Here is a 25,157-nt window from a genome sequence, read left to right as displayed (position 1 = left end):
GCTGGGGCGCCCTCTGGGAAGGTTGGGAAGCCCTGCAAAGTAAACTGGATGGCTTTCTTGCCGCCAAGGATCTGATGGCGCAGGGGATCAAGATCTGATCAAGAGACAGGCTTGGAGGCATGTTGTCAGTGGGCCTTATCCTGGTGCGCGCTGCATTCCACCGGGGTGTCGAGAGCCCCGAACAGTTGGAAGAGATGGGGCTGTCCGTCTACGCCACTATTCCCTATTCCGAAGATCAGGCCAAGATAGAGCAGCAGCAGAAGAAAAAGCGGCGCCAGGCGATGCCACTCAATGAAGCCTTGTTGGCCGCCCGAAATCCGGCCGATCTGGCAATGGAGTCGCTGCGCAGTCTGCGTACCAGCCTGCATTTCGCCATGATGGAGGCCAAAAACAACATCGTAATGATCTCGGGCCCTGGTCCTGGTCTCGGTAAAACCTTCGTGTCGACCAACTTTGCTGCCACCTTGGCCATGGGTGGCAAGAAGGTACTGGTCATCGATGCGGACTTGCGCAAGGGCTATATGCAGAAAGTCATGGGGCAAGAGATGGGGGCTGGTTTGAGCGCCTATCTGGCGGGTCAAAGCGAGATGATGCAGGTGATCAGCAAGACTGGCTTTGACGGGCTCGATTTTGTCTGTCGTGGCGCAGTGCCACCTAACCCCTCAGAATTGCTGATGCATCCTCGCTTCAAAGCGCTGCTGGATTGGGCCGCCGAACATTACGACTTTGTCATCGTCGACTCCCCGCCGATCCTGGCGGTCACCGATGCGGCCATCGTCGGCCAGCATGTCGGGGCGTCTTTGTTGGTGGCTCGTTTTGCCAAGACGGCTGTGAAAGAGGTGGAAGTGGCGATTCGTCGCTTCGAGCAAAATGGAGTGGCTATCAAGGGTATTCTGCTCAACGCGGTAGAAAAGAAAGCCAGCAGTTATTACGGTAATTACGGATATTATCAATATAGCTATGGTGATAAAACCAAAGCCTGATCCGGCCGCAGATAATCGATAAGGGATTGGTAATATTCAGGGAGGCGAAATTGAAGGTTCAATCGATGCCTCCTTTGAGTAATACTAGATAAGACTGAGAGCGTTAACCTTCTCAGTATTATGTTTTAGCTGTGTCAACAAAAAGGAAGATAACATGAAGAAGACTGCGTTTGTTTTGGCCGCCCTGCTGGCTGTCTCTGCTAATGCCATGGCTGCCGAAGAAGCTGGCGGTGCTGCAGGTGCGGGTGCGAGCGGCGCTGCTGCGGGTGTGGCTGGTACCACTATTGCAGTGGGTGCTGCTGCTGCGCTGGTAACTGTGGTTGCGGTATCTGAATCCAACAACCGCAACAACAACACCAGCACTACCACCTCAACCCGATAATATTCAACAAGGCTGCTCTGTTTGAGCAGCCTTGTTTTCTTCTTATCCCTCATGGATGGTGTATTGCGCGTGGCACAGTATTTATCTCATTTTCCCTCCCGATTATTGGCATGGTCAGCCACATTGTTATTGGCTGGCTGCAGCACCTCGACCCATCAGACGATCGAGACTCTGGGTTATGTGTTCAACAAGCCTGATGATATTGTACTGACCTCATCCGAGCTGAGAGCGCTACCCTATGCGAGTGCCTATATCAAGGTGGGCGATCTTCCCCAGGCGTTGGTTGTACTGGCATATGTCAATGGTTCGCGCATGTCATGGATGAGTGCCGATGGTGTGATGTTTGTGACCCAGCATGGGCGCTTGATTAAAACAGTGGGTTTGCCAAATGATTTGCGCTATCTGGGGAGTCTGGATAAGGATCCGCTGAAGATTTCCCGGTTAGACAAGACACCCTCGATGGTGTGGTATAGCGTTGCTGAGTGGTCGAAAAAATACACCAGTGGCTATCCCTTGAGCATGTATTACACGCAGGCGGGCAATGAGGTTCTGAATATTATGGACCGCCCCTATAAAACGACGATTGTAGAAGAGCATGTCGTTACCGCCCCGAATGAAGAGCGATGGCTGAATCATTTCTGGATCGATGAGCAGACAGGTCAAGTTCGTAAATTCCAGCAGCAATTAGGCCCTTCCTTGCCAATGATCGAAATGACATTCCTTAAGCCCTATTCATCATGAAAATAATATATAGCTTATTGCTCGCAACCTTGGGGGCTGCCCCCGTTATGGCAGATGTGTCCGTATCTGTTTGGTGGCAAGGTCAACCGACAGCAACAATGACTCATCCCCAGTCCATGCTGTTGAGTGACGCGTTGTTAAACTCGGCAGTCTCTCAGTACGATAATTATTGGCCTGTCGCTCATATTTCTACTCCTGCGCGCCAAAAAGACATTGAGTATCAACAGCAAGCCGTGCTGAAGGATCTCAGATTGCTGGCAACGTACTGGCAGCAGCATGATGAAGTTGAACTCGCCCATGCCGCTTTACAGTTGAATCAACAGTTACAGCAGTTGCATTTGACAGGGCGTTTCGAATTGCCTGTGGATCCGGATATCAGCCTGATGCCATCAGGTGCCAACCCCGTATTGCAAGGGGATTATCAGCTGTATCTTGCCCCTCGCCGTTCGCAAATCTATCTGGCCGGCTTGATTGGTCGCCCTGGCGAGGCCCCGGTTTTGCCTGCGGCAGGGCTGAGAGAGTACTGGAAAAAGCTGGATCGCTTGTCCGGAAGTGATGACACCGGTGCGTATCTGATTTCCCCCAGTGGCAAATCTGAGTGGATCCCCGTTGCCATCTGGAATGAACGCCATGTTGAAGCCATGCCTGGTGCCACTCTGTTTGTCGGTTTTGCTCCGAGTGTGCTGCCTGAGCAATATACAGACTTGAATACACGCATGTTGACGTTGTTAGCGAATCGGATGCCCAAATGACCTATCCAAGACTCTCACTGATTGCCCTGCTGGTATCCTTTGCAACACACGCTGATGCCGACATTTTTGAGCCGTTGGGTCCATCACAAAGTGACTTCGGCGGCGTTGGCTTGCTGCAAATGCCAACCGCCAGAATGGCCAAGACGGGTGAATTCAGTGCCAATTATGTTGATGATGATCAGTACCGTCGCTGGTCTATGTCAGTGCAGCCGTTCGACTGGCTTGAAGCCACTTTGCGTTATACCGACGTAAGAACTCGCCTTTATAACGCGAATCCCGACTTCAGTGGTGACCAGACTTACAAAGACAAGGGCATGGATGTCAAAGTCAGGTTGCTGGAAGAGTCTACCTGGATCCCGAATCTCTCTCTGGGTTTTCGTGACCTGATGGGGACCGGGCTGTTTGACAGTGAGTACATTGTCGGCAGCAAGCGTGTTGGCCCGTTTGATTTCACCCTTGGTATGGGCTGGGGAAATATGGGGGAGAGCGGGAACATTACCAATCCTTTTTGCGAGTGGAAAAATGATTGGTGTTCACGAGATAATGGTTATTCCAGCGGTGGTGGCAAATTTGAAACAAAAAATATGTTCCACGGTAATGCTGCCTTGTTTGGGGGGGTTGAATACCAGACACCTTGGCAGCCACTTCGCCTGAAGCTGGAATATGATGGCAATGATTACAGCAATGAATTTGCCGGGAAGATTGATCATTCATCTCCTATCAATATAGGTGCTGTTTATCGTCTTTTTGATTACATGGACACTCATCTTAGTTATCAGAGGGGAAATACTCTGATGTGGGGTGTTACTCTTCGGACCAACTTTAATGATTTACGTCAGAATCATTTAGATGAGCCTCGCCCTGTGTATACCGCTGAAAAGGCCCCGATAGACTCGTCACACGTTGATTGGCCTGTCATGGCAGGACAGTTTGAAAGCAATGCTGGTTGGAATACAGCATCACTTTATAGTGACCAGTCCACTGTAACCTTGCTGGGTCAACAGCACAAATATAGGGACCAGCAAGAAGCGATCGATCGTACTGCTCTGGTTGCGATTAATCATCTGCCTGACACTGTCGAAGAGTTGAGAGTCATTGAGCGCCAGCGAGATTTCCAGTTGCAAGAGACGGTGATTGATCTCGACTCTGTGCGAAAGGCGAACCAGCCCCAAGTTCTTGGGCAGGAGGCAGTGGTAGAAGAGCATCAAAAAGTACCTGCTCCTGTTCAGGGAACGCTCCGTTACCAATCTGAACCAGAGTGGTTCTCTTATTCATTTGACCCGGCCCTGACGCAATCTTTTGGTGGTCCTGAATCATTTTATATGTATCAGATAGGCATTAATGCCAACAGTGAGCTGCGTCTTTCCGATAAGGATTGGTTACAGGGTACGTTGTTCTTCAATATTGCGAACAATTACGACAAATTTAATTACAAAACACCACCTGCCGACACGGATGCGTTACCGAGAGTACGCACTTGGGTGAGAGAGTATGTCGACTCTTCCAATATTCTGCTGAACAACCTCCAGTTAACACATATGGAGCAACTTGGTCAGGAGTGGTACGGCCAGGCATACGGCGGCTATCTGGAAATGATGTACGCCGGTGTCGGGGGAGAGGTGCTTTATCGTCCTTTCGGTCAGTCATGGGCTCTGGGTCTGGATACCAACTGGGTCAAGCAGCGTGATTGGAACAACACCCTGAAGATGGCTGATTACGACGTTGCTACGGGTCACTTGACTGGCTATTGGCAGTTGCCTTTTATGGACAATGTCACTGCCAAGGTAGCTGTCGGGCGTTATCTGGCTGGTGACCTGGGGGCCACGTTTGATTTCTCCAAGCGCTTTGACTCCGGGATTGTGATGGGAGCATACGCGACCTTGACGGATGTGTCGGCCGAAGAGTACGGGGAAGGCAGTTTTACCAAAGGCATCTATATTACAGTTCCCTTCGACTTGATGTTGATTCGTCCCACAACATCCAAGGGAACAATTGGATGGGTTCCTCTGACAAGAGATGGGGGGCAGATGCTCAGCCGAAGCCATACCTTGTATGACATGACCGAACGCCTGCCGCTGTAAGGCTCTTCTCGGTATTGATTCGTTAGTCTAATGAGCCGTGATAGTGTTTTCGCTGTCACGGCTTTTTTTATGCATGATGAGGCATAAATGGGAAGAGAGTGCAGTTTGGTTCAAAAGGTTTTTTGGGGAACATCAGTCTTGTACTGGTTGCTTGGCATGCATTTTTTCATGCACAACCCGGGCGGGGCAGGGCTCTATCTGCCGTTCAATGCCTGGGGCTGGATCTTCGCCAGCCTGGTGATGGCGCTGGGGCTGTGGCATGTGACCCTCAGCCAGCGACTGGTGGTCTCGCCGCTGCTGACTGCCCAGTGGCTGGGGGGCCTCTTGTTGTTGCTGCCTATGGCCTATCCGGGATTCGAGCTCAAGGACTATGCCATTCCCCGGCTGCTGGGGCTGTTTGCCGGCCTGCTGTTTCTGGCAAGCCTCTATCAGTGGCGATTCGGCCGCGAGGCGCGAGACAGGCTGCTCTATCTGCTGCTGGGGGCCGTTGCCATTGAGGCGCTGCTCGGCCTGGTGCAGTATTACCTGCTGGTGCCGGGCAACTGGATTGGGTATGACACCCAGGCCAACCGCCCCTATGGCATCTTCCAGCAACCCAACGTGATGGCGAGCTTCATGGCGACCGGCCTGTCACTGGCCATCTGGCTGGAGCTGCGCGGTGATGCCAACCCCTGGCTCAAGGGGCTGCGCTATGGGGTGATCCTGATCACTTCCCTGCTGCTGGTCATCTTGCAATCGCGGGTCGGGCAACTGGGCGGCATGATGGCTCTCTTATTGCTGTCTGCCCAGTTGGGTCGTGAGCGGCTGCTGGGCAGGATGCTCACGCTGGTAGCGCTGGGCATCTTGATCGGGCTGGCTTCGCAATACCTGATGGCTGGAGCAAGACGAGGGCTCGAGATCTACCAATCAGGCGGCATGCGCTCCATCTACTGGCCCTATGCCGCCAAGCTGATTGCTCAGATGCCCTGGACCGGTTGGGGCTATGGCAGCTTCGAGTCGGTGTTTCTCCATCACTACATGGCCGACAAGGCGCTGAATCCGGCCATGGTACAGATCGAGTACAACCTGGATCACCCCCACAACGAGTTTCTCTACTGGGCGGTGGAAGGGGGCCTGGCCCCCATGCTGGGCATGGTGCTGATGGGCGGTGCCCTGCTGTGGCGTCTGAGCCGGGCGGGCTGGGTCAAGGGCGCCGCCTTGCTTGCACTGGTGACCCCCATCTTGCTGCACACCCAGACCGAGTACCCCTTCTACCACGCCATCGCCCTGTGGTGGGCGCTGCTGCTGCTCCTGTATGCGATGGATGCGGAGGTGGAGGAGCAAGACTACGGCAACTGGCGCGACCATCTGTGCCGCCCCTGGTTGCTGCTGCGCTTCATGGCCATCGCCATTCCCCTGATCGTCATCCCCTTCATGCTAACCGCCATGCATACCGCCTGGGTGGTGACCAAGTATGAGCGGGGCGGTTACAAGCAGCCTGCGCTCCTGCTCGACATCGTGAACTCCATGGCCTGGCTGACCCGTGTGGAGTTCGACGTGAACGCGGTGCGCCTCATGGTCGGTCTGCAGGCCAACAACAAGGCGGAGCTTGAAGCCTACCTCGACTGGGGGCAGGCCTTTGTGCGCCATACCCCGAGGGCCAACATCTACGCCAACATGGTGATCGCCCTCAATGCCCTCGGGCGCACGGCGGAGGCGGACAACCTGCGGGCAAGCGCCCTGATGCTCTATCCGGGTGAGCCTTTGCTCACCGTGTCGGCCGCAAGAAAGGTGGCCGCGACCCTGGAGCGAAAGCCCTCTTCGTGAGGGGCGTCTCAACCTGTCTACCATCACGGCCGCCTTTGCGGCCGTGATGGTTTTTGTGCCCGCCTCGTTGAAGGGGGAGGGGGCTGGTTGCCAAAGAGGTTCCCGGCCATCCGTTCACCTCGCCCGCGCACCGCGGCCGTTTTGCTGTACAAGGTTGCAGCAAGGGTTTCATCGGCTCGCAAAAATGGGGTTATCTGCTGGACGGCGCAAGCGCCTTGGCTAAGATAACCGTCTTAACGTCTTGTTTGGCAAGGGAGTATGACATGGAGATAGTACTAGGCCCATTAGAGGCCCGCGTGATCGGCTGCCTGATTGAGAAAGAGATCTGCACGCCGGATCAGTACCCTCTCTCGCTCAATGCACTGGTCAATGCCTGCAACCAGAAGAGCAACCGGGAACCCGTGCTGGAGCTCGCCGAGCTGGATATTCGTGCCGTGATCGACGAGCTGATCCGCCGCCGTCTGGTGGTCAATACCGCCGGTTTCAACGCCCGGGTGCCCCGCTATCAGCATCGTTTCTGCAATACCGAGTTCGGCGAGCTGAAGTTCTCGGCCCAGGAGCTCGGCATTATCTGCGAACTCTTGCTGCGTGGCCCGCAGACCCCGGGTGAGCTGCGTTCGCGCACCAACCGGCTGTGCAGCTTTGACGATGTGACCGAAGTGGATGCCGTGCTGGCCACCCTCATCGAACGGGGGCCCTATGTGGTCAAGCTGCCCCGTGAGCCGGGCAAGCGGGAATCCCGCTACGCGCACCTGTTCAGTGGCGAGGTGGATCTGCAGGCGCTGGCCGACGCAGCGCCCGCTGGCAACCTTGTGTCACCGGCGGCAGACAGACTGGCAGCGCTCGAAGAAGAGGTCGAGCACCTCAAGGGGCAGTTGCAGGGGTTGGAAGCCCGTCTGGCCCGGCTGGAAGGCTGAGCCAACAATCTGGTTCCAGAAGGCGCTGCGGCGCCTTTTTTGATGACCGAGCCCCTCCTGCGGCCCGTTGCCCGGTGGCAGGGACGAGTGCCCTGTCAGCCCTGTCGCTCGCGTACCCATCAAAGGCGCCAGCTTTTTTGCACTATTTCGCGCTTAAGGGTCGAGCCGCCGCCGCTTTCCCGTTAAAATTCCGCCTTTGCACTTGCCCGTGAGTTCTGATGTCAGCCTTCACCCTCTCTTCAGATTGCCATGCCCTGCTGTGCGAGCTGCAATTGCAGCGCGCCGCCAGCACTCGTTACCTGCAAGACACCCTCTATGCCCCGGGCGCACCCGGGCGTGCGCTGCTCGACACCCTCGATCAGTTGCAGCAGTGGGGGCTTGTCCGTCAACGAACGGAGCAGCAGTGGAGTCTGACGGCAGAGGGAACCCTGACCCTGATCCTGGCGGTGCGTGCGGGGGAGTACCCCATGCCGCAGTGGTCCCGCATCCCCTCGGTCACGGGCTTGGAGCGGGCACAGGAGGTGGTGCGCGAGCTCTGTCTGGGGGAGGCGGGGCAGATCCCGGCCTATTACCAGAGTGCCGAGCTCCTGAGCCTCCTGGATCTCCCCGATGCTCCCCGCCTGCTGGCAGGCTCCAGCCCCGCCTGGCAGGCCCTGCTGCTCGAGCACTTTGCCCTGCAGGCCCTGCTTGACGCAGAGCCTGACGAGGGCTGGCCGCTGGCAACGCTGGTTGCCTCCTGCTCCCCGGCGCTCTCTGGCCAGATCCAGGCTCGCGCCCGCGAATGGGAGTGGCTCTGCGGCCCCTTTGGCGGCGAGGTAACCACTCACTGGCCTGCGCTGCAACAACTGGCGCAGCAGGGGGATGAGCAACCCCTGGCCGAGCGGCTGCTAGGGGCGCTCGGCCAGTGGCAGGGGCAAGAGGCGTCGCCCTGGCCCCGGATGTTCAGCGCCCTGCTCTGGCTCGGCTGGTTGCAACAGGCAGATCCGGTGCAGGGGAGCGAGCAGCGCAAGAAGTGGCAGCGCAGTCTGGGCCATCACTCCCCCCTGCTGGCCGATCTGCTGGGGCAGTGGGCCGGAGATCGCCACGGCCAGGCGGTCGGCCTGTTCGATACCCTGCAACTGCCGCTGGAGGAGCTCCACTGGGGTTACCTCTGGCTCGATCTCTGCGCCCTGGCGCGCCACGGCGAGCAGAGCCCCCAGGTGACCATCTTGCACAAGTGGGACCTCTCCCACGTGCTGGACGCCGAGCCCCGGCATCGCCTGATGGCCTTCTGCCAGGATCTGCTGCGACTCCTGCTGGGCCGGGAGGCCGCCCATTGGCCCCTGCGCGCGTTGCGTCCTGCTCAAGGGGAGGAAGAGGATGCCACCGAGGAGGAAGGCAAGGCCCCCGCCTCGGCAAGCTGGCTCAACTGGCTGCAGGGGTTGGGACGCTCGAGCGGGGTGCGCAAACCCCAGGAGCGGCTGGTCTGGCTGCTCCACGCGGAGGGGCCTGAGCTTGAGTGCAAGATCCAGAAGCAGAGCACCAAGGGGGAGTGGACCGCCGGGCGAAGGGTCGATCCGGCCCTGCTTTCCACCCAGTACGCCAGCCTGCTGGACGAGGCTGACTGGGCACTGGTGCGCACCCTGCCGCGCAACATGGGCAAGCTGCCCCGGGATGCCTGGGTGCCCCTGGCAAACCATCCTCGCCTCTTCAATGCCAAGGGGCAGAAGCTGCAACTGGCCGTCAGCGCCCCCCTGCTGCAACTGGTACAGAGCGGGGAGGGCATGAGCGCCAGACTACATCCTGCTCCCGCCGCCCGAGGTGCGCACATCGTCCCCCTGGCTCAGGATTTGTGGCAGCTTATTCTGACACCGCAGGCGCTGCTGGACAGATTACCGGCCCTGGAGGCCATTCCGGCATTGCCGCCGGCCGGGCTCGAGGAGCTGCAACGCACGCTGGATGCCATTCCCGATCTCCCCTGGCACAGCCAGGTGGCGGGGCTCAGAGGCAACGCCGAGCTGGCCCCCTGGCCCGGCGTTCCCTCCGTCCTGCTCGACTGGCAGGAGGGGCAGCTCGTGGTCCAGCTGGTGACCCGGGAGGGGGACCTGCCTCCCTTGCCTCTGGGCAAGGGGGAGGCCATTGTGCGCCAGGGTATCCTGGAGTATCACTACTGGCAGCGGGATCTGGCTGCCGAGAAGGACGAGGCCCAGCGCCTTCGCAACCAGTTGCCCATCGGCCTGCCCGGCAACGAGTGGAAGCTGGACGGCGAGCAGGCACTCACCCTGGTCAACGCCCTGCCAGAGCTGGTTGACGCCGGTGTGGTGGTACATTGGCACCAGGACAGCACCCGCCTCAAGAGCCTCGATGAAGAGGCCCTGAGCCTGCGTATCGAGCGGCGTCAGGACTGGTTCCAGGTGGAAGGAGAGCTCTCGCTGGACGAGCATCAGATCCTCGATCTTCGCCTCATCCTGCGACAGCTGACCCCGGGCCAGCGCACGGTGCAGCTCGACGATAAGACCAGCCTGATGTTGAGCGACAAGCTGGTTGAACGTCTCACCGTGCTCGGCGCCATGCTGGACGACGAGCAGCGTATCAACAACAAGCTGGCCTATCCGCTGGCCCGCCTGCTCTCCGTCATCACCACCGAGGGGGATGCCGCCTGGCAGAACCTTCAGCAGGAGTGGCAGGAGGAGGTGAGCTGTCCCCCCGAGCTGCTGACGGCGCTGCGGGACTATCAGAAGGAGGGGGTACGCTGGATGGCGACCCTGGCTCATCACGGCTTCGGTGCCTGTCTGGCTGATGACATGGGCCTTGGCAAGACCTTGCAGGCCCTCATCGTGCTGCGTATGCGCCAGCACCTGGGCCCGGCGTTGGTGGTGGTGCCCAAGTCAGTGGTCACCAACTGGCAGGAGGAGGTGGCCCGCTTTGCCCCCGAGCTCGAGGTGGTGGTGTTCGACCATCCCGCCGAGCGGGAGACCCTGATCGAGGGGGCCAGGGCCGGACAGATCGTCCTGGTCAACTACGGCATGCTCGGCAGTCTCTCCCAGGCGCTCAAGTCCCGCCGCTGGTCGAGCATGGTGCTGGACGAGGCACAGCAGATCAAGAATGCCGGTACCCAGCGCGCCAAGCTGCTGTTCCAGCTCGACGGGGATTTTCGCCTCGCCCTCTCCGGCACCCCCATCGAGAACCATCTGGGGGAGCTGTGGAGCCTGTTCAGCTTCATCAACCCCGGCCTGCTCGGGAGCCTCGGGGAGTTCAAGCGCCGCTTTGGCAAGGCGGTCAAGGATCCCCAGCACATGGCGATGCTGCGGGCGGTGATCAGCCCCTTCATCCTGCGCCGCCTGAAGCAACAGGTGCTGACGGAGCTGCCGGACAAGACCGAGATCATCCATCACATCAGCCTCTCCCCCGAGGAGCGTCAGCTCTACGAGGCGACTCGGCGCGAGGTGGTGCAGCAGGTGCAAAGTGCCGATGGCCGTGCCCTGATGCATGTGCTGAGCGGCCTGACCCGGCTGCGCCGACTCTGCTGCTCCCCCCAGCTGGTGATGCCGGAGTGGTCCCAGACCAGCAGCAAGCTGGACGAGGCGATGGCGCTGCTGGACGAAGCCATCGATGGTGGCCACCGGGTGCTGGTGTTCAGCCAGTTTGTCGATCTGCTGAGCCTGCTGCGCAGCCGTATCGAACAGCGGCAGTGGGACTACTGCTATCTGGATGGGGGCTGCTCGGCCAAGTCCCGTCAGGAGTCCATCCTGCGTTTTCGCCACGAAACGGTGCCGCTCTTCCTCATCAGCCTCAAGGCGGGGGGGACGGGCCTCAACCTGACCCAGGCCGACACCGTGCTGCACCTCGATCCCTGGTGGAACCCGGCGGTGGAGGATCAGGCGAGCGATCGGGCGCACCGCATGGGCCAGACCCAGCCGGTGACCGTCTATCGCCTGGTGTGCGAGCAGACGGTGGAGGAGAAGATAGTGGCGCTGCACGACGAGAAGCGAGCACTGGCCGACGGCCTCCTGAGCGGCCAGTCCGAGGTGAAGGGGCTGGATGTGGAGAGCCTGCGGGCATTGCTGATGAGCTGACGGCGATGGGCTGTCGCCCGATGTGACAAGGGGAGCATCCGTGATGCTCCCCTTGTCGTTTGTGGCGGTGCCGAGTCTGCGCTACCCCTGATAGAGGTAGAGGTGCAGCCGCTCTATGATGGGGTCACCGCCAATCTTGCGATCCCGGCGTGCCTGGCGCAGCTTGGGCGGGTAGTGGCCCAGATGGGTGACGGCCGGCTGGGTATCGGAGCAGAGCAGCAGGGGAAGGCTCGCCTTGATCTGCTGCTTGCGGGGCTCCCGGTCCTGCCAGAGCAGGTTGATCATGGGGTGGGTTTTGACCGGCCTGCGGATCCGCAGGCCGGCATCCGCCGGCAGGCGGCGAATGTCGTATACCTCCTGATCCACCATCTTGCTCCACTCTTCGTTGTCAAAGAGCGCCGGTACATACCGGCGGCTTCGCTCCAGCATCTCCAGTACCTGCTCCCGGCTGAGGCGGCTGATGCTCTGCTTGTCGGCCCAGGTGAAGCCCAGCGAATGGAGATCCCCCTGAAGCCAGGTCAGCTTGCGATAGACCTGCAGGGTGATGACGCCGGGCAGGGCGCCGTGCACCAGCTCGAACTTCTCGTCCCGCCCGCCCGCCGCCTGTACCATGGCCTTGAAGGCGAGCTTGTGCGCGTTGATCTCCTCGATGACGGGTGCCAGCTCCCTGGCGCAGGCGGCAGGAAAGCGCAGCCAGCCGGGCAGACGGTGGGTCGCCTTGGTGGAGCAGCCGGGGCGGGCGCTGTGGTCCTGAAAGGCGGCGAGGGTGGCGGCCAGGGCCGCCTCGCCCGAGAGATAGCCCACCTCGATGGCCTCGATGGGCTCATGCTCTTCCCCCTGGGCCACGGCCGGGAGGGGATAGACATGAGCCTCCAGCAGGTCGAGCTGGCCCAGTTGCCGGGCAAGGCGTGCCAGCGACGCCTCCAGCAGGGCCATCTGTTGACGCAGAGCGGCGGTGGGGGTAAAGGTGTCCATCGGCAGATCCTGTGTGTGTGCCGCTCCCCTGTTCAGCATGGTGTTGGGACAACGTGGGGAGGCAGCATGATAAACCACTGTATAAATAACCATACCAGTATGATGGCAGGGTGCCAAGTGTCCGGTGCCACCCTGACGATGGGGGTGACATGGGGGCATCCGGTTCAGGTTGCCTGTTCGTATCTTTTTGTTAAATAACGATCTTGTTGCGATCTATTTGTTAACAAACCCTGGTGGCCGAGAGTTTGCACCCTGCTGACTCGCCGTCGTGCCGTGCATAGCTAGCGTGGGAAAGTGCATAGTTAGAAGTGGGTGGCGCAGGAGAAAATGCTGCCAGGCTGCCAGGGGGAAAGTTTAAGCGTTATTTCATTTTAAAATCATATGGTTATGGTTATTACCCTGGCGATATCAACCATTACTTTTACTAATGTCATGTATCAAAATTCGTCAATTGAGGCACCTCCCCGCCCTGACTAAGCTTTGCGCATCAAATCCGAGCCTTGCGCAGAACTAGAGAGAGGAGCCATATCATGGCCAACATGACTTATACCGAAGCCGGTTACCAGCATTCCAGCGAATCGAATCTGGTTGCTCGCGTCAAGATGACCGTCCTGACCTGGCTGGAACGCAGCCGCAGCCGTCGCCAGCTCTCCGAGCTGCCCGCCTACCTGCTCAAGGACATCGGTCTGAACGAAGCCGACCGCTATCAAGAGACCACCAAGCCGTTCTGGCGTGGTTGATCAGCCGGGCATGGATGCCTTGTTTTTCTGCTGATCCCAGGGGCATGCTGCCCGCCTGTCTGCCGAAGACATGCTGTCTTCACCTGCCGATACCCGTTCACCGCTTTCCCTCTTCCGTGTTTCCCCCCGCTTGATCCTGTTGCATGAGTTGTCACTCATTTTCACCATTTTTGTATCCTTACTGTTTGAATTTGTTTAAAAACTGATTTTAAGCCCGGTTGCCTTGCGTATAATCCGGCCATGGCATTCCAGACTAAAGGGTGAGACGGATGATTCCCCAGCATGACTTTTTGGCCCTGACGCGCCGCCATGAGTGGCAGCTCGAGCCTTTCGCCTTCAATCTGACCGACGGTACCCGGGTGAGCGTGTGGGATACCGGCGTGATCTGCCTGGAACCCGCTTCCGAGGCGGGGCAACCCGGGCACAAGGACATCGTCCTCTCCTGCGGCATCCACGGCAACGAGACCGCCCCCATCGAGATCTGCAACCAGTTGCTGACCCGGTTGCTCGCAGAGGAGCTCAAGGTTCGTCACCGGGTGCTCTTCCTCTTTGGCAACCCCGCCGCCATGAACCAGGGGGTGAGGGAGGTGGAAGAGAACATGAACCGCCTCTTCTCGGGCGCCCACAGCAAGGGGGAGGGGCTGTGCAACCGGGAGCGCATCCGCGCCATGCGTCTGGAGCAGTATGTGAGCCGCTTCTTTGCCGACTCGGCCAGGCCCCGTTACCACTACGATCTCCATACCGCCATTCGCGGCTCGCGCCACGAGAAGTTTGCCGTCTATCCCTTCCCCCACGAACGCCCCCACTGCAAGGAGCAGGTACGTTTCCTCGGTGCCTGCGGCGTGCGCACCATACTGCTCTCGAGCGGCCCGACCACCACCTTCAGCTATTACAGCTCGCACCAGCACGGCGCCCATGCCTTTACGGTGGAGCTGGGCAAGGTGCGGCCCTTCGGTGAAAACGACATGACCCGCTTCATCGAGGTGCGCCAGACATTGCAGGAGCTGGTGACCCAGGATGAGGTGGCCCTCGAGCCATGGCGAGCCGATGACTTCACCCTTTTTGCCATAGATCGGGTGATCAACAAGCAGTCGGAGCAGTTCCGCTTCCTGTTTGCCAGCGATGTGGACAACTTCACCGAATTTCCCCAGGGTTTTGTGCTGGCAGAAGATGGGGATCGGCAATACAGGGTAGAGAAACCGCGGGAGGCGGTGGTCTTCCCCAACGCCAACGTGGCCATCGGACAGCGCACCATGCTGCTGGTGGTACCCACCCGTTTGTGGGAGTGAATTGACGCCTTTTTGTCATGCTGATCCTGCGCCACGGGCGGTGGCAAGCAGCATGGCGGTGATGGGTATGATCCCGAACTCGATATGACAGGGAGCCTGAACAGGCTCCCTTCTTTGTTTATGCTCGCCGAAAATTCCGATTACCTTCGAAAATAAAAGAAGTTTCTACTGGTCTTACCTGGATGAATCTCGTTGCCCTTTGGTTAACATGTTGTTTACATTTTAAATGTCACCTCATGGTGGTGACGCTGACAACGGCAAGGAGCCAGTTATGACCCATGTCGACATCCCCTTCCTTCGTTACCTCGATGAGGAGGGGCGCCCGGTCGCGACACTGCCGACCTGGCTGGACAAGGCGATGCTGCACACCTTCTACCGCAACATGGTGATGGTGCGCAGTTACGACAAGAAAGCGATAGCACTGCAGCGAACCGGCAAACTCGGCACCTTTCCCTCCCATCTCGGGGCGGAAGCGGTGGGGATCGGGGTCGGGCTCGCCATGCAGCCAGAGGATGTCTATGTGCCCTACTACCGGGACATGCCCACTCTCTACGTGAGGGGCGTGCCCATGGAGCAGAACCTGCAGTATTGGGGCGGCGATGAACGGGGCAGTGTCTTCTACAAGGCCGATGGCGAGTTGTCGGAAGACTTGCCCATCTGCGTTCCCATCGCCACCCAGATCACCCATGCTGCCGGCATCGCGGCCGCCTTCAAGCTGCGCAACCAGCCCAGGGTCGCCGTGGTGACCATCGGCGATGGCGGCACCTCCAAGGGAGACTTTCTCGAGGGGCTCAACTGTGCCGGTGTCTGGCATCTCCCCATGGTGATGATCATCAACAACAACCAGTGGGCCATCTCGGTGCCGCGCAAGTTGCAGTCGAGCGCGCCCACCCTGGCCCAGAAGGGCATAGGGGCCGGGGTGCGCAGCCTCCAAGTGGACGGCAATGACGTGGTGGCGGTCTATGAGGCGACCCGCGCCGCCGTCGAGCGGGCTCGCAGCGGCAAGGGGCCGACGCTCATCGAAGCCGTCAGCTACCGGCTCGGGGATCACACCACCGCCGATGATGCGACTCGCTATCGTGACGGCGCCGAGGTGGAAGCGGCCTGGGCCAGGGAGCCGGTCAAGCGGCTGCGCCAGTTCATGTTTGAACGGGGCTGGTGGGACGAGCAGCAGGAACAGGCGCTGCTGGCAGAGGCGGGCCGGGAAGTGGAACGCGCCGTTGCCGCCTACGAGGCCATCACGCCCCAGGCGCCGGAGACCCTGCTCGATTACCAGTTTGCCGAGCTGCCGAAGGCCTATCTTGCCCAGCGCAAGCGCATCATCGCCAAGGGCATGCAGCAGAGCGGGGAGGGACTATGAGCGATATCACGCTGCTCGAAGCGATCAATCTGGCATTGCACCACGAGATGGCACGCGATCCTGATGTGGTGGTACTGGGGGAGGATGTGGGGGTCAACGGCGGTGTGTTTCGCGCCACAGTGGGGCTTCGCGATAAATTCGGGTTCAAGCGGGTCATCGATACGCCGCTGGCCGAAGGACTCATCGCCGGAGTGGCGGTGGGCATGGCGACCCAGGGGCTCAAACCCGTGGCCGAGTTCCAGTTCCAGGGCTTCATCTTCCCGGGCATGGAGCAGATCATCTGCCAGGCGGCACGGATGCGAAACCGGACCCGTGGCCGTGTCACCTGTCCCATCGTCTACCGCTCCCCCTACGGCGCCGGCATCCATTCGCCCGAGCACCACAGCGAGAGCGTCGAGGCCCTGTTTGCCCATATCCCCGGGCTGCGGGTCGTTATCCCTTCGAGCCCGAAGCGAGCTTACGGCCTGCTGCTGTCGGCTATTCGGGATCCGGATCCCGTGATGTTCTTCGAGCCGGATCGCATCTATCGCTCCATGAAGTCGGATGTGGTGGATGACGGCATCGGCCTGCCGCTGGATGTCTGCTTTACCCTGCGTCCCGGCCGGGACATCACTGTGGTGGCCTGGGGAGCCTGCATCCAGGAAGTCATGCGGGCGGCGAACCTGCTGGCGGAGCAGGACATCCAGTGCGAGGTGCTGGATCTTGCCACCATCAAACCCCTGGACATGGAGAGCATCCTGACCTCGGTACGCAAGACCGGGAGGTTGCTGGTAGTACACGAAGCCTGTGGCAGTTTCGGGGTGGGTGCCGAAATCGTGTCCCAGGTGACCGAAGAGGCGATGACTGCCCTCAAGGCGCCGCCAAGACGCCTCACCGGCGTGGATGCCGCCGTCCCCTACTATCGCAGCGAGGAGTATTACCTCATCACCGAGCAGGAGATCGCGCAGGCAGCTCGGCAACTGATGGAGAACCAGTGGCTATGACGCGCGACAGGTACGGATGCGCAAGTGCCTGGGCCACAGGGCTCCATGGTGTCTGTCAATGTTTGGTGATGTCCCAGCAGAGGGAGAGCAGGTCATGAAATTTTTCAAATTGCCGGATCTGGGCGAAGGACTGGCCGAGGCCGAGATCGTCGAGTGGAAGGTGAGCGCCGGTGATACGGTGCAGGTAGATCAGGTACTGCTGTCGGTGGAGACGGCTAAGGCGTTGGTGGATGTGCCCTCGCCGGTGGCCGGGGTCATCGCCAGATTGTGCGGGCAGGAGGGGGACATCCTCCACATCGGGGCACCGTTGGTGGAGTTTGAAGGGGGCGAGGATGACGGCACCGTCGTTGGCAAGGTCAGCGCCCATCAGCAGCATATCGAGGATCATTTCGTGGTGGGGGCCATGGCGCCCGGCGGTACGTTGGTGCAAGCCATGCCAGCGGTCCGTCTGCTGGCGCAAAAACTGGGGCTGGACATCGACAAGGTCAGGGGAACCGGCAGCGCTGGCATGGTGACCGAGCAGGATGTGCAACAGGCGTTCGAGGCCCAGCAGGAGAGCGGCAACGAATTCCTGAAAGGCTCGCGCCGGGCCATGGCCAAGGCGATGGAGCTCTCGCACCGGACTGTGGTGCCGGTGAGCATCACCGACGAAGTGGACTTGCGCCACTGGCGCCCGGATGAAGATGTGACTGTGCGCCTTATCAAGGCGATCGGCGTGGCGTGTCGGGCCGAACCCTCCATGAATGCGTGGTTTGACGGAGAGACCCTGTCGCGGCGTCTGTTCAGGGAGGTCAATGTGGCCATCGCGGTTGACTCCAAGCATGGGCTCTATGTGCCCGTGATGGAGAACGTGGCTGAACGGGACTCGGCTGACATACGGCAGGGACTGGATCGGATGATCGCCGATGTCAAGGCCCGTGCCGTGCCGCGGGAAATGCTGCAGGGGGCAACCATCACCCTCACCAACTTTGGCGCCATCGCTGGCCGTTACGCCAGCCCCATCGTCACACCACCCCAGGTGGCCATCATAGGTGCGGGCAAGTTGTTCGAGAAGGTGGTGTTCATCCACGGTGAGGCGCGCCCGGTGCGTGCACTTCCCTTGTCGATGACGTTTGACCACAGAGCCTGCACCGGTGGAGAGGCGGCTCGCTTCCTCAAAGCCTTGGTCCAGGCACTGGAGTCGGCACAGGTCTGACCCGCTGTACCCCGCCGCTGGCGGGGTACAAATTTGTTTGCGTAATCGACAAAGGCACGTATAATGTTAACCAGCTTGAAAAGGCGATAGTTATGTCAATGAATATGATGTTTTACATCTTTTCCTGTTGTTCATAAGTAATCCCGTTTTTTGAGCTTTATCCGCTGAAAAGCATAAGTAATTATTTTGAATACAGGTTTAAAGATATGTCTAACATGATCACCGGTACCGTTAAGTTTTTCAACGAAACCAAAGGTTTTGGCTTCATCCAGCAAGAAAACGGCCCGGACGTTTTCGTTCACTTCAGCGCCATCCAAGGTAACGGCTTCCGTACCCTGGCTGAAGGTCAGCGCGTACAGTTCTCTGTGACCCAAGGTCAAAAAGGCCCGCAGGCTGAGAACGTAACTGCTCTGTAATTCTTGCAGAATTTAAGAAAGCCGTGGTACCTCTGGTGCCACGGCTTTTTGTTTTCATGGCTTCATCAATACGCGTCATGGCCCTGCTCTCCTCCCTTTTGCTGACCGTGGCGTTGACCGGTCAGGCCAGCCCGCCAACGCCGGATCCTGCGGTGAATGATGCCGTGTCCGTGTGTCAACAGTTTGTACATGTTCGCCTGGGAAACGCGGTGAAACCCGATGAGATCAGGGTACAGCCGGTGCCAAAACGGGCGGGAGAGTGGCTGGTCGATGGCAAGATAAAAGGACCCGAAGGTCCTTTGCTGTTTGCTTGTCTGCTGCGACAAGGAGAGCGCTGGGAGTTGCTCAACTTCTCGCTCTGGGCACCACAACCGCTCAATTCGGCTTGAGTGCGACCAGCAGGTGTTGGAGATGCTCCAGCATGGTCATGCCGAAAGGGGTCAGATAGCCGCCATCTGCCGCGGTGATCAGGCCCTGGCTGTGCAGGCGCGCTGCCGCCTGGCAAAGCGCTTCCGACATGTCGCTGCGCAGCTTGATCCCCAGGCTCATGTTGGCCGGATCAAAACACGCCAGTATTTTCAGCTCATTCACAAAATCGTCAGAAACCTGGTTGATCCCACTCATGGATGCACTCCTTACGCTAAAGATGTATGCAACCTAGCATCCCCGGTGCCTCTTTAGTGGGCGCTGGCTCAAACAATTGGCCTTTATCGGGGCAGCTCTGGTTCAAACGCTGCTTTTTTGGACGCTTTCTATCACCGGTCCGGCTGGACGCAAACGCCCCCAGCAAGGCAAACATGCTAGAATGGCACCCTCGTTCACCCTCATGACCAGGCGTGATGCCAGGTCATCTTGTTCAAGGCGCGTCTCATGATCACTGTCACTCTGGTCTCTCTGCTGCACTCTCTGGGTCCCCGTTTTCCTGTTTATGCTCCCTCCTTGCTGCTCCCTCTCCTAGCGCAACATCAAGGAGATCTCTGGCTGCCGGCCATTCGCGGGGAAGACGTGACGACCCTGCGTCAGCATGGCAAGGATGCCCAGAGTCTGGCTACCTTGTCGGCAGGCTGGTGCGAGTTCGCGGCCCAGAGCAACGAGACGCCGGAGCTCGATGCGCTGGCAAGTTACGATGAGGAGATGCTGGACAACCTGCAGATGTACTGGCGCCACCCGAGCAAGATAAACAGCCCGATCACCGATAACCTGTTCGAGCTCCGCCGTGAGGTGGTGGACGAGGCCCATGGCGGCAAGCTGGTTGCTGCCTGGAGTGCCGCCCAGCAAGCACGGTTTGAGCAGATCATGGTGGGGGTCGCTGCGGGGCGGGATCAGCTCTGCTTTGTGGAGGTGGAGTCCGCCTATTGGCTGAGGGAGCGACTGGGTGAGACCGCGGGACTCCGGCTGTTGACCCCCGAGCTGGGGTGAGGCGATGGAAAGACGGATGACCTATTACTCCTGCTGGACAAGGGGTCGGCAAGATGTGAACATGTCGCCCTTTATTGAACGAGAGACTTGACCGATGAGCTATGAACTTAGCGACACCGAGCGCAATGCCGCGCTGCAACTGAACGCCGATTACCGCTTTGATCACTTCATCAGCAAGCTGGTCGAGCACGAAGAGCTGTTTGTCCTGACCGACGAACACGGCGTCATGATGCTGACGACCGAAGAGGAAGATTGCATCCCGGTATGGCCGCATCCCGACTACGCCAAGGCCTGGGCCGAAGGGGAGTGGGCCGAGTGCAAGCCGCAGTCCATCACCCTCAAGGTGTGGCTGGATCGCTGGGTGGACGGCATGGAGCAGGATGATCTCTGCGTGGCCGTGTTCCCGACGCCGGATCAGGAAGGCATTGTGCTGGACCCGGCCGACGTCGCCGACGCCATTGCGCAAAAGCAGGCCAAACGCGGCTGAGCGCCCTCTGCCTGGTGCCATCCCGGTTGTAACAAAGACCCCGCCAATGTGCGGGGTCTAATGAGATGGTCACCCCCACCCTGTGAGCGGTACGCTGACAGGGTGTTTTTCTTTCAGGAGAGGCCATCATGGAAAACGTTGCGCTTATTGGTATTGATCTCGGTAAACACTCTTTTCACATTCACTGTCAAGACCGGTTCGGCAAGGCTCTTCTTCGCAAGAAGTTCAACCGGACAAAGCTCATCGAATCCCTCGCAACTTTTCCTGTATGCACCATCGTCATGGAGGCATGTGCCGGAGCCCATTACATGGCTCGTCGGCTGGCTGAATTTGGGCATGAGAGTAAGCTCATTTCGCCTCAATTCGTGCGCCCATTCGTCAAGAGCAACAAGAACGACTTCATCGATGCTGAAGCTATTTGCGAGGCCGCCTGCCGTCCCTCCATGCGGTTTGTAACGCCCAAGACCGAAAGCCAGCAAACGTTGGGAGCACTGCATCGTGTGCGCGAATCGTTTGTGCGCGATCGGGTTAAGGCATCGAACCAGATACACGGCTTTTTACTCGAATTTGGCATCAGTCTGCCCGTCGGTCATGCCGCCATCAAGCGCCTGCCTTCTGTGATGGCTGAACACGAGTTACCAGCGCGACTGATTACCATGTTGGAGAGGCTGCATGCCCATTTCAAGTATCTGGAGCAGCAAATTGCCGAGATCGACAAGGAACTGGCCAGCCAGCTTGGCGATGACGATCTTGGTCAGCGTCTGATGACAATCCCTGGTGTCGGCCCGATCACTGCCAGCGTGTTGGCCGCCGAGCTCGGTGACGGAAAACACTATCGATGTAGTCGTGATTTCGCGGCGTCAGTCGGATTGGTGCCACGCCAGTACAGTACTGGGGGCCGGGCAAACCTGAAGGGTATCAGCAAGCGTGGCGACAAAAATCTTAGACGATTGTTGGTGCAATGTGCACGAGCCTATATGCAACGGCTAGAGCGGCAAACGGGACGATTGGCTGATTGGGTCAGGTCTATGTTGACTCGGCGACATTCGAATGTTGTGGCTTGTGCACTAGCCAACAAGTTGGCCCGCACGGCTTGGGCGCTGGCGGCACGGCATACCGAATTTCGGGCAATGCCAACCTGACGCGCCCCTATTTACTTTTGTACTGACACACCCACCTGGTTTTGCGACTGTGATATTGGATGACGTGCACGGCATACCGGCCTGACTGATAACCTGGCAAAAGAATAGGCTTTCTAGGCCGAGGGTCTTTTTAGGACAGTCAGGCGCGATTCTCATCGTGGCGCGGAGAACATTCTCCATCAAGACGCCGGATAGATTTAAGCAAGCCAACCACAACACCCGAAATCAAGGTTGCAAAAAAGGGGGTGACCATAGATTTTGTTTTAGGGCTGATGGTGCCAGCTGCCCTATTTTTGCTGGTAGGTGGTATCCGTGATGGTCACTGGCGGGAAGGTCTGCCCCCCTTTGATGGCGGCCCGGGTCTGCGCCTTTGCCGCTTCGTCAATCCAGAGCAGGCCGCCAAAGCTGTAACCCGAGTTGGAGCCGTCGAGGGGCCAGTAGAGCAAGTCGCTCTGGGGGGTTGCCGGCACCTTGGGCAGGCGTATCCAGCGCCAGGCGCCGGCCCGGGTATAGGGCACCTGATAGGCGGGGACGAAGCTGGCTAGCTCATAGAGTCGCTCCTGGATCTGGCGGGAGAGGTCGGCCTTCTTGCCGAAATCGAACGCCTTGTCGTATTGCTCCACCAGGGCCGAGATCCTGTCGTCATCGATGTTCATGATGTTGTTGGTCTGGGGCTTGTTGGCATTGACCCTGTGGAAGTGTTCCCAATAGGCGGGATAGCGACCACCGCTCCAGGCCATCCAGGCACTCTGGTGTTTTTTCTCCAGCATGGATTTGAAGCCGGCCGATGCATCCATCAGATTGAGCTCGAGGTTGAGCCCCGCCTTTTTCGCCTCTTCCCGCAGCAGGGTGAGGCGCTGGGCATGCTCCGCCGTGGTGTAGGTGATGCTGAGGGAGAGGGGCTGGCCCTTGTCGTTTCGCAAGATGCCATCCGGTCCGGTCTTGGTAAAGCCCGCCTTGGCAAAGAATTCGCGAGCAAGTGCGGGATCGAAGGGGCGCGCCTTGAGGTCGGTATTGGTGAACTCTCCCTGGCCCGAGCCATAGGTGTTGAGACGCTGGTAGTCCCCCCGCAGCAGGGTCGCGATCATCTTGTCCAGGGCGAGGGCGTGCTGGATGCCGAGTCTGACGTCGAGATTGCTCAGCAAGGGATCGGCGGTGTTGAGATAGAGCCCCATGGGGGGCTGAGGCGTCTGGTTGTAGAACCAGAGCCGCTCGATATAACCCTTCTCGAATTCGGCGGTCTTGCTCTTGTCGTGCCACCAGTTGGGCATCACGAGGGGGAAGGTATCGAGCTCACCGCGCAGGAAGTGCTGCCAGGCGATGTTCTGATCCCTGAGCACCTTGATCTCGATGCGATCCGGATTGAAGCGGTGCTGGAAGTAGCGCTCGTCGTTCCCCCACCAATCCTTGACCCGGTCGAAGGTAACCGACTTGCCCTTCTTGAGCTCGCCAATCTGGTAGGGGCCGGTGACCGGCAGCACCTTCCAGTTGTACTCCTTGACCCAGTTGGCGGTCAGCTTGATGGCGTGGCTGGGCTCCGGGGTGAAGGGGAGAGCTTCGAGCAGATCTTCCCGGCTCTTCTCGGTGCCGCTGGTGATGGCGAGGGTGTGATCGTCAAACTTGGTCACTTCGCTTATCTGGGTGCTGTAGTAGTTGTTGTACCAGGGGTCGTTGATCTCCTTGCTGCGCATCATCTTGAGGGTGAAGACCCAGTCATCCGCAGTGACGGGCTGGCCGTCCGACCAGCGGGCCTTGGGGTTGATGCGAAAATAGAGCGTCTTGTTATCCGCGCCGAAAGCCCACTGGTTGGCCAGCATGGGGATGGGATTGCGCGTCACGGGATGGGTGCTCAGGAGCGGCAGGTTGGTCTCGCGCACGTAGGCTGCAAAGCCGCCGTTGGAATCCGGCCCGTATTTGCGCAAGGTGAGCGGAAAGCTCGACATGAAATCCCGGAAGGTGCCGCCTCGCTTGGCCTCGGGGTCTGCATAGACGGGGTCGGTGTCGTTGCTCTCCCATTTGAGATCTGCCGGCAGGGTGGCACTCCAGCCGAACGGGCTCCAGCAGAAGGGGAGCAGCATGGCCGTGACCCGCATGATGCCTGGTAAAGAGGGAATGATCGAAAGTGACGGATGACGCATGTCCTTGCTCTCCTGATGATGGCATCCTGCCGAAATAACGGGGTGGGCCCAAGAGGGCCTGACCCATGATGGGAAGTTTCCCGGGCGAGGTCAATCCTCGGTTTGGGTCTTCAAGAAGCGCATCTTGCCCCCCAGCAGATGCACCACGAAGCCGAGCAGCACCAGACCCGAGCCCAGCCATTGCAGGGGAGTGGGGTGTTCATCGAGCAGCAGGGCGGCGGCCACCATGCCGACACAGGGCACCAGCAGGGAGAGGGGGGCAACCTGGGCCACCGGATAGCGCATCAGCAGCCTCCCCCACAGGCCATAACCGAGCCAGGTGGCGATAAACGAGAGATAGAGCACGCACAAGACGCCCTGCCAACGGATGTTGAGCAGGCTGCTTGCGATGAGTTCGGGCCCCTCGAACAGCCAGGAGAGCGCGAAGAAGGGCAGGATGGGCACCAGCCCGCCCCAGGCGACCAGGCTCGGCAGAGAGGTGCGATAGCGCAGACCTATCTGGCGATTGATGACGTTGCCAAGGCCCCAGCAGGCGGCTGCGCACAGCGTCAGCACAAACCCGATGAGGGTGAGGTTGCCCTCGCCATGGGTGGCAATGAGATAAAGACCTGCTCCCGCCAGCGGCAGTGCCACCCAGTGGTGGGGCTGCCAGCGCTCTCCCAGCCAGATCATGGCGAACAGCAGGGTGAAGACCACCTGGGATTGCAGCACCAGGGAGGCCATGCCGGCGGGCATGCCGAATTTCATGGCGCAGAACAGGAAGGCAAACTGGCCCAGGCTGATGGCACCGCCATAGGCCAGCAGCCAGCGCCAGGGCATGGCAGGCCTGGGGACCAGTAGAATGGCGGGGAAGACGACGCCGACGAAACGCAGTGCTCCCAGCAGCAGTGGGGGGATGCCTTCCAGCCCCCACTTGATGGCAACGAAGTTGAGTCCCCAGCAGAGAATGACCAGGGCGGCCAGACACTTGTCCTTGGTTTGCATGCAGCATCCTTGTTTGAGCGGCGCCGGCACGGCAGGGCGCCGAAGGGGTCGAGCATACCTGCTACAGGGTGGGCACCGTCAAGGGCGCAGGTGTATGCCGGGCGAGTGCGCGCGGGCTAAGCTAAAAGTGAGTGCCCGGATTGACGGGCTGGTGTCGATGGCTGACCGGAGGTATTCCATGAGCGACCATACCCTGCTGCCCCATCTTAAATGCGAAAGGGGACTCCCTCCGACGTAGGTGGGAGGGGAATTTCGCCGGGGCGTCAGCCCCGCTGGTTTTGAATGTATTGCTTGATCACCTCCAACGGTGCT

The 25,157-nt window shown here is 59.3% G+C and carries 22 protein-coding genes; 18 read left to right on the top strand and 4 right to left on the bottom strand.

Translation table 11 applies throughout. The features are described 5' to 3' along the window. Positions 1-119 precede the first annotated feature (119 nt). From PG883_RS17375 to PG883_RS17340, 8 genes are all read left to right on the top strand, one after another. The gene (locus PG883_RS17375) at positions 120-983 is read left to right on the top strand and encodes a polysaccharide biosynthesis tyrosine autokinase (RefSeq protein ID WP_270807429.1); all 864 of its coding nucleotides are present in this window, start codon (positions 120-122) and stop codon (positions 981-983) included. 154 nt (positions 984-1,137) lie between these two features. Beyond that, a complete protein-coding gene (locus tag PG883_RS17370) occupies positions 1,138-1,365 on the top strand; it encodes a hypothetical protein (RefSeq protein ID WP_216987232.1) in 228 nt (75 codons plus the stop codon). A 21-nt stretch (positions 1,366-1,386) separates the two neighbouring features. Next, positions 1,387-2,106: a YjbF family lipoprotein gene (locus PG883_RS17365; RefSeq protein WP_270807428.1), complete on the top strand. Its 720-nt coding sequence runs from the start codon at positions 1,387-1,389 to the stop codon at positions 2,104-2,106. Then, a complete protein-coding gene (locus PG883_RS17360; protein WP_323931214.1) occupies positions 2,103-2,858 on the top strand; it encodes a capsule biosynthesis GfcC family protein in 756 nt (251 codons plus the stop codon). Before PG883_RS17365 ends, PG883_RS17360 begins: the two co-directional genes overlap by 4 nt. After that, positions 2,855-4,939: a YjbH domain-containing protein gene (locus PG883_RS17355; protein WP_270807427.1), complete on the top strand. Its 2,085-nt coding sequence runs from the start codon at positions 2,855-2,857 to the stop codon at positions 4,937-4,939. The genes PG883_RS17360 and PG883_RS17355 overlap by 4 nt, the downstream gene beginning before the upstream one ends. A 156-nt stretch (positions 4,940-5,095) precedes the next feature. Next, entirely contained in the window at positions 5,096-6,745 is a 1,650-nt protein-coding gene (locus PG883_RS17350) for a PglL family O-oligosaccharyltransferase (RefSeq protein ID WP_270807426.1), read from the top strand. 263 nt (positions 6,746-7,008) lie between these two features. After that, on the top strand, positions 7,009-7,662 hold the full coding sequence (locus PG883_RS17345; protein ID WP_039040218.1) for a YceH family protein: 654 nt from the start codon (positions 7,009-7,011) through the stop codon (positions 7,660-7,662). Positions 7,663-7,880: 218 nt separating this feature from the next. Beyond that, on the top strand, positions 7,881-11,717 hold the full coding sequence (locus PG883_RS17340) for a DEAD/DEAH box helicase (RefSeq protein ID WP_270807425.1): 3,837 nt from the start codon (positions 7,881-7,883) through the stop codon (positions 11,715-11,717). Between the two features lie 81 nt (positions 11,718-11,798). Here PG883_RS17340 and PG883_RS17335 read toward each other — a convergent pair whose 3' ends face one another. After that, on the bottom strand, positions 11,799-12,692 hold the full coding sequence (locus PG883_RS17335; protein WP_103261376.1) for a DNA replication terminus site-binding protein: 894 nt from the start codon (positions 12,690-12,692) through the stop codon (positions 11,799-11,801). Between the two features lie 530 nt (positions 12,693-13,222). Between PG883_RS17335 and PG883_RS17330 the strand changes: the two genes are divergently transcribed. The 7 genes from PG883_RS17330 to PG883_RS17300 all read left to right on the top strand — a co-directional run bounded on the left by PG883_RS17330 (position 13,223) and on the right by PG883_RS17300 (position 19,064). Continuing rightward, complete coding sequence (locus PG883_RS17330; protein ID WP_010675316.1) at positions 13,223-13,432, top strand: DUF1127 domain-containing protein; 210 nt, start codon at positions 13,223-13,225, stop codon at positions 13,430-13,432. Between the two features lie 269 nt (positions 13,433-13,701). Continuing rightward, positions 13,702-14,721, top strand: a complete 1,020-nt coding sequence (gene astE / locus PG883_RS17325) for a succinylglutamate desuccinylase (RefSeq protein ID WP_048207984.1) — start codon at positions 13,702-13,704, stop codon at positions 14,719-14,721. A gap of 271 nt (positions 14,722-14,992) precedes the next feature. After that, the gene (pdhA, locus tag PG883_RS17320) at positions 14,993-16,081 is read left to right on the top strand and encodes a pyruvate dehydrogenase (acetyl-transferring) E1 component subunit alpha (protein WP_039040221.1); all 1,089 of its coding nucleotides are present in this window, start codon (positions 14,993-14,995) and stop codon (positions 16,079-16,081) included. Beyond that, positions 16,078-17,064: an alpha-ketoacid dehydrogenase subunit beta gene (locus tag PG883_RS17315; protein WP_041213174.1), complete on the top strand. Its 987-nt coding sequence runs from the start codon at positions 16,078-16,080 to the stop codon at positions 17,062-17,064. Before pdhA ends, PG883_RS17315 begins: the two co-directional genes overlap by 4 nt. Positions 17,065-17,158: 94 nt before the next feature. Further along, positions 17,159-18,259, top strand: coding sequence for a dihydrolipoamide acetyltransferase family protein (locus PG883_RS17310; RefSeq protein ID WP_103261375.1), 1,101 nt, complete (start codon positions 17,159-17,161; stop codon positions 18,257-18,259). 206 nt (positions 18,260-18,465) lie between these two features. Continuing rightward, positions 18,466-18,675 carry a cold-shock protein gene (locus PG883_RS17305; protein WP_005302803.1) on the top strand — a complete coding sequence of 70 codons (210 nt, stop codon included), beginning with the start codon at positions 18,466-18,468 and terminating at the stop codon, positions 18,673-18,675. 77 nt (positions 18,676-18,752) lie between these two features. After that, positions 18,753-19,064, top strand: a complete 312-nt coding sequence (locus PG883_RS17300; protein ID WP_103261374.1) for a hypothetical protein — start codon at positions 18,753-18,755, stop codon at positions 19,062-19,064. Here the strand turns inward: PG883_RS17300 and PG883_RS17295 are convergent. Then, positions 19,051-19,299, bottom strand: coding sequence for a TIGR02647 family protein (locus tag PG883_RS17295; RefSeq protein ID WP_010675310.1), 249 nt, complete (start codon positions 19,297-19,299; stop codon positions 19,051-19,053). The genes PG883_RS17300 and PG883_RS17295 overlap by 14 nt on opposite strands. A gap of 246 nt (positions 19,300-19,545) precedes the next feature. On the opposite strand from PG883_RS17295, the gene PG883_RS17290 reads away from it, so the two are divergent. From PG883_RS17290 to PG883_RS17280, 3 genes are all read left to right on the top strand, one after another. Continuing rightward, entirely contained in the window at positions 19,546-20,094 is a 549-nt protein-coding gene (locus PG883_RS17290; protein ID WP_103261373.1) for a hypothetical protein, read from the top strand. A 94-nt stretch (positions 20,095-20,188) separates the two neighbouring features. Further along, complete coding sequence (locus PG883_RS17285) at positions 20,189-20,581, top strand: DUF2750 domain-containing protein (RefSeq protein ID WP_010675308.1); 393 nt, start codon at positions 20,189-20,191, stop codon at positions 20,579-20,581. 128 nt (positions 20,582-20,709) lie between these two features. Next, on the top strand, positions 20,710-21,723 hold the full coding sequence (locus tag PG883_RS17280; protein ID WP_052815087.1) for an IS110-like element ISAeca3 family transposase: 1,014 nt from the start codon (positions 20,710-20,712) through the stop codon (positions 21,721-21,723). Positions 21,724-22,010: 287 nt separating this feature from the next. Here the strand turns inward: PG883_RS17280 and PG883_RS17275 are convergent, their stop codons facing one another. Continuing rightward, positions 22,011-23,816, bottom strand: coding sequence for an extracellular solute-binding protein (locus PG883_RS17275; RefSeq protein WP_199766852.1), 1,806 nt, complete (start codon positions 23,814-23,816; stop codon positions 22,011-22,013). Between the two features lie 135 nt (positions 23,817-23,951). Beyond that, positions 23,952-24,845, bottom strand: coding sequence for an EamA family transporter (locus PG883_RS17270; protein WP_010675306.1), 894 nt, complete (start codon positions 24,843-24,845; stop codon positions 23,952-23,954). Between the last annotated feature and the right edge of the window lie 312 nt (positions 24,846-25,157).

This window comes from Aeromonas sp. QDB25, from assembly GCF_027707725.1.
Classification (GTDB): Bacteria; Pseudomonadota; Gammaproteobacteria; order Enterobacterales; family Aeromonadaceae; genus Aeromonas; species Aeromonas caviae.
Note: the sequence above shows the minus strand (reverse complement) of the source record. Positions and strands in the feature narration are given on the sequence as shown.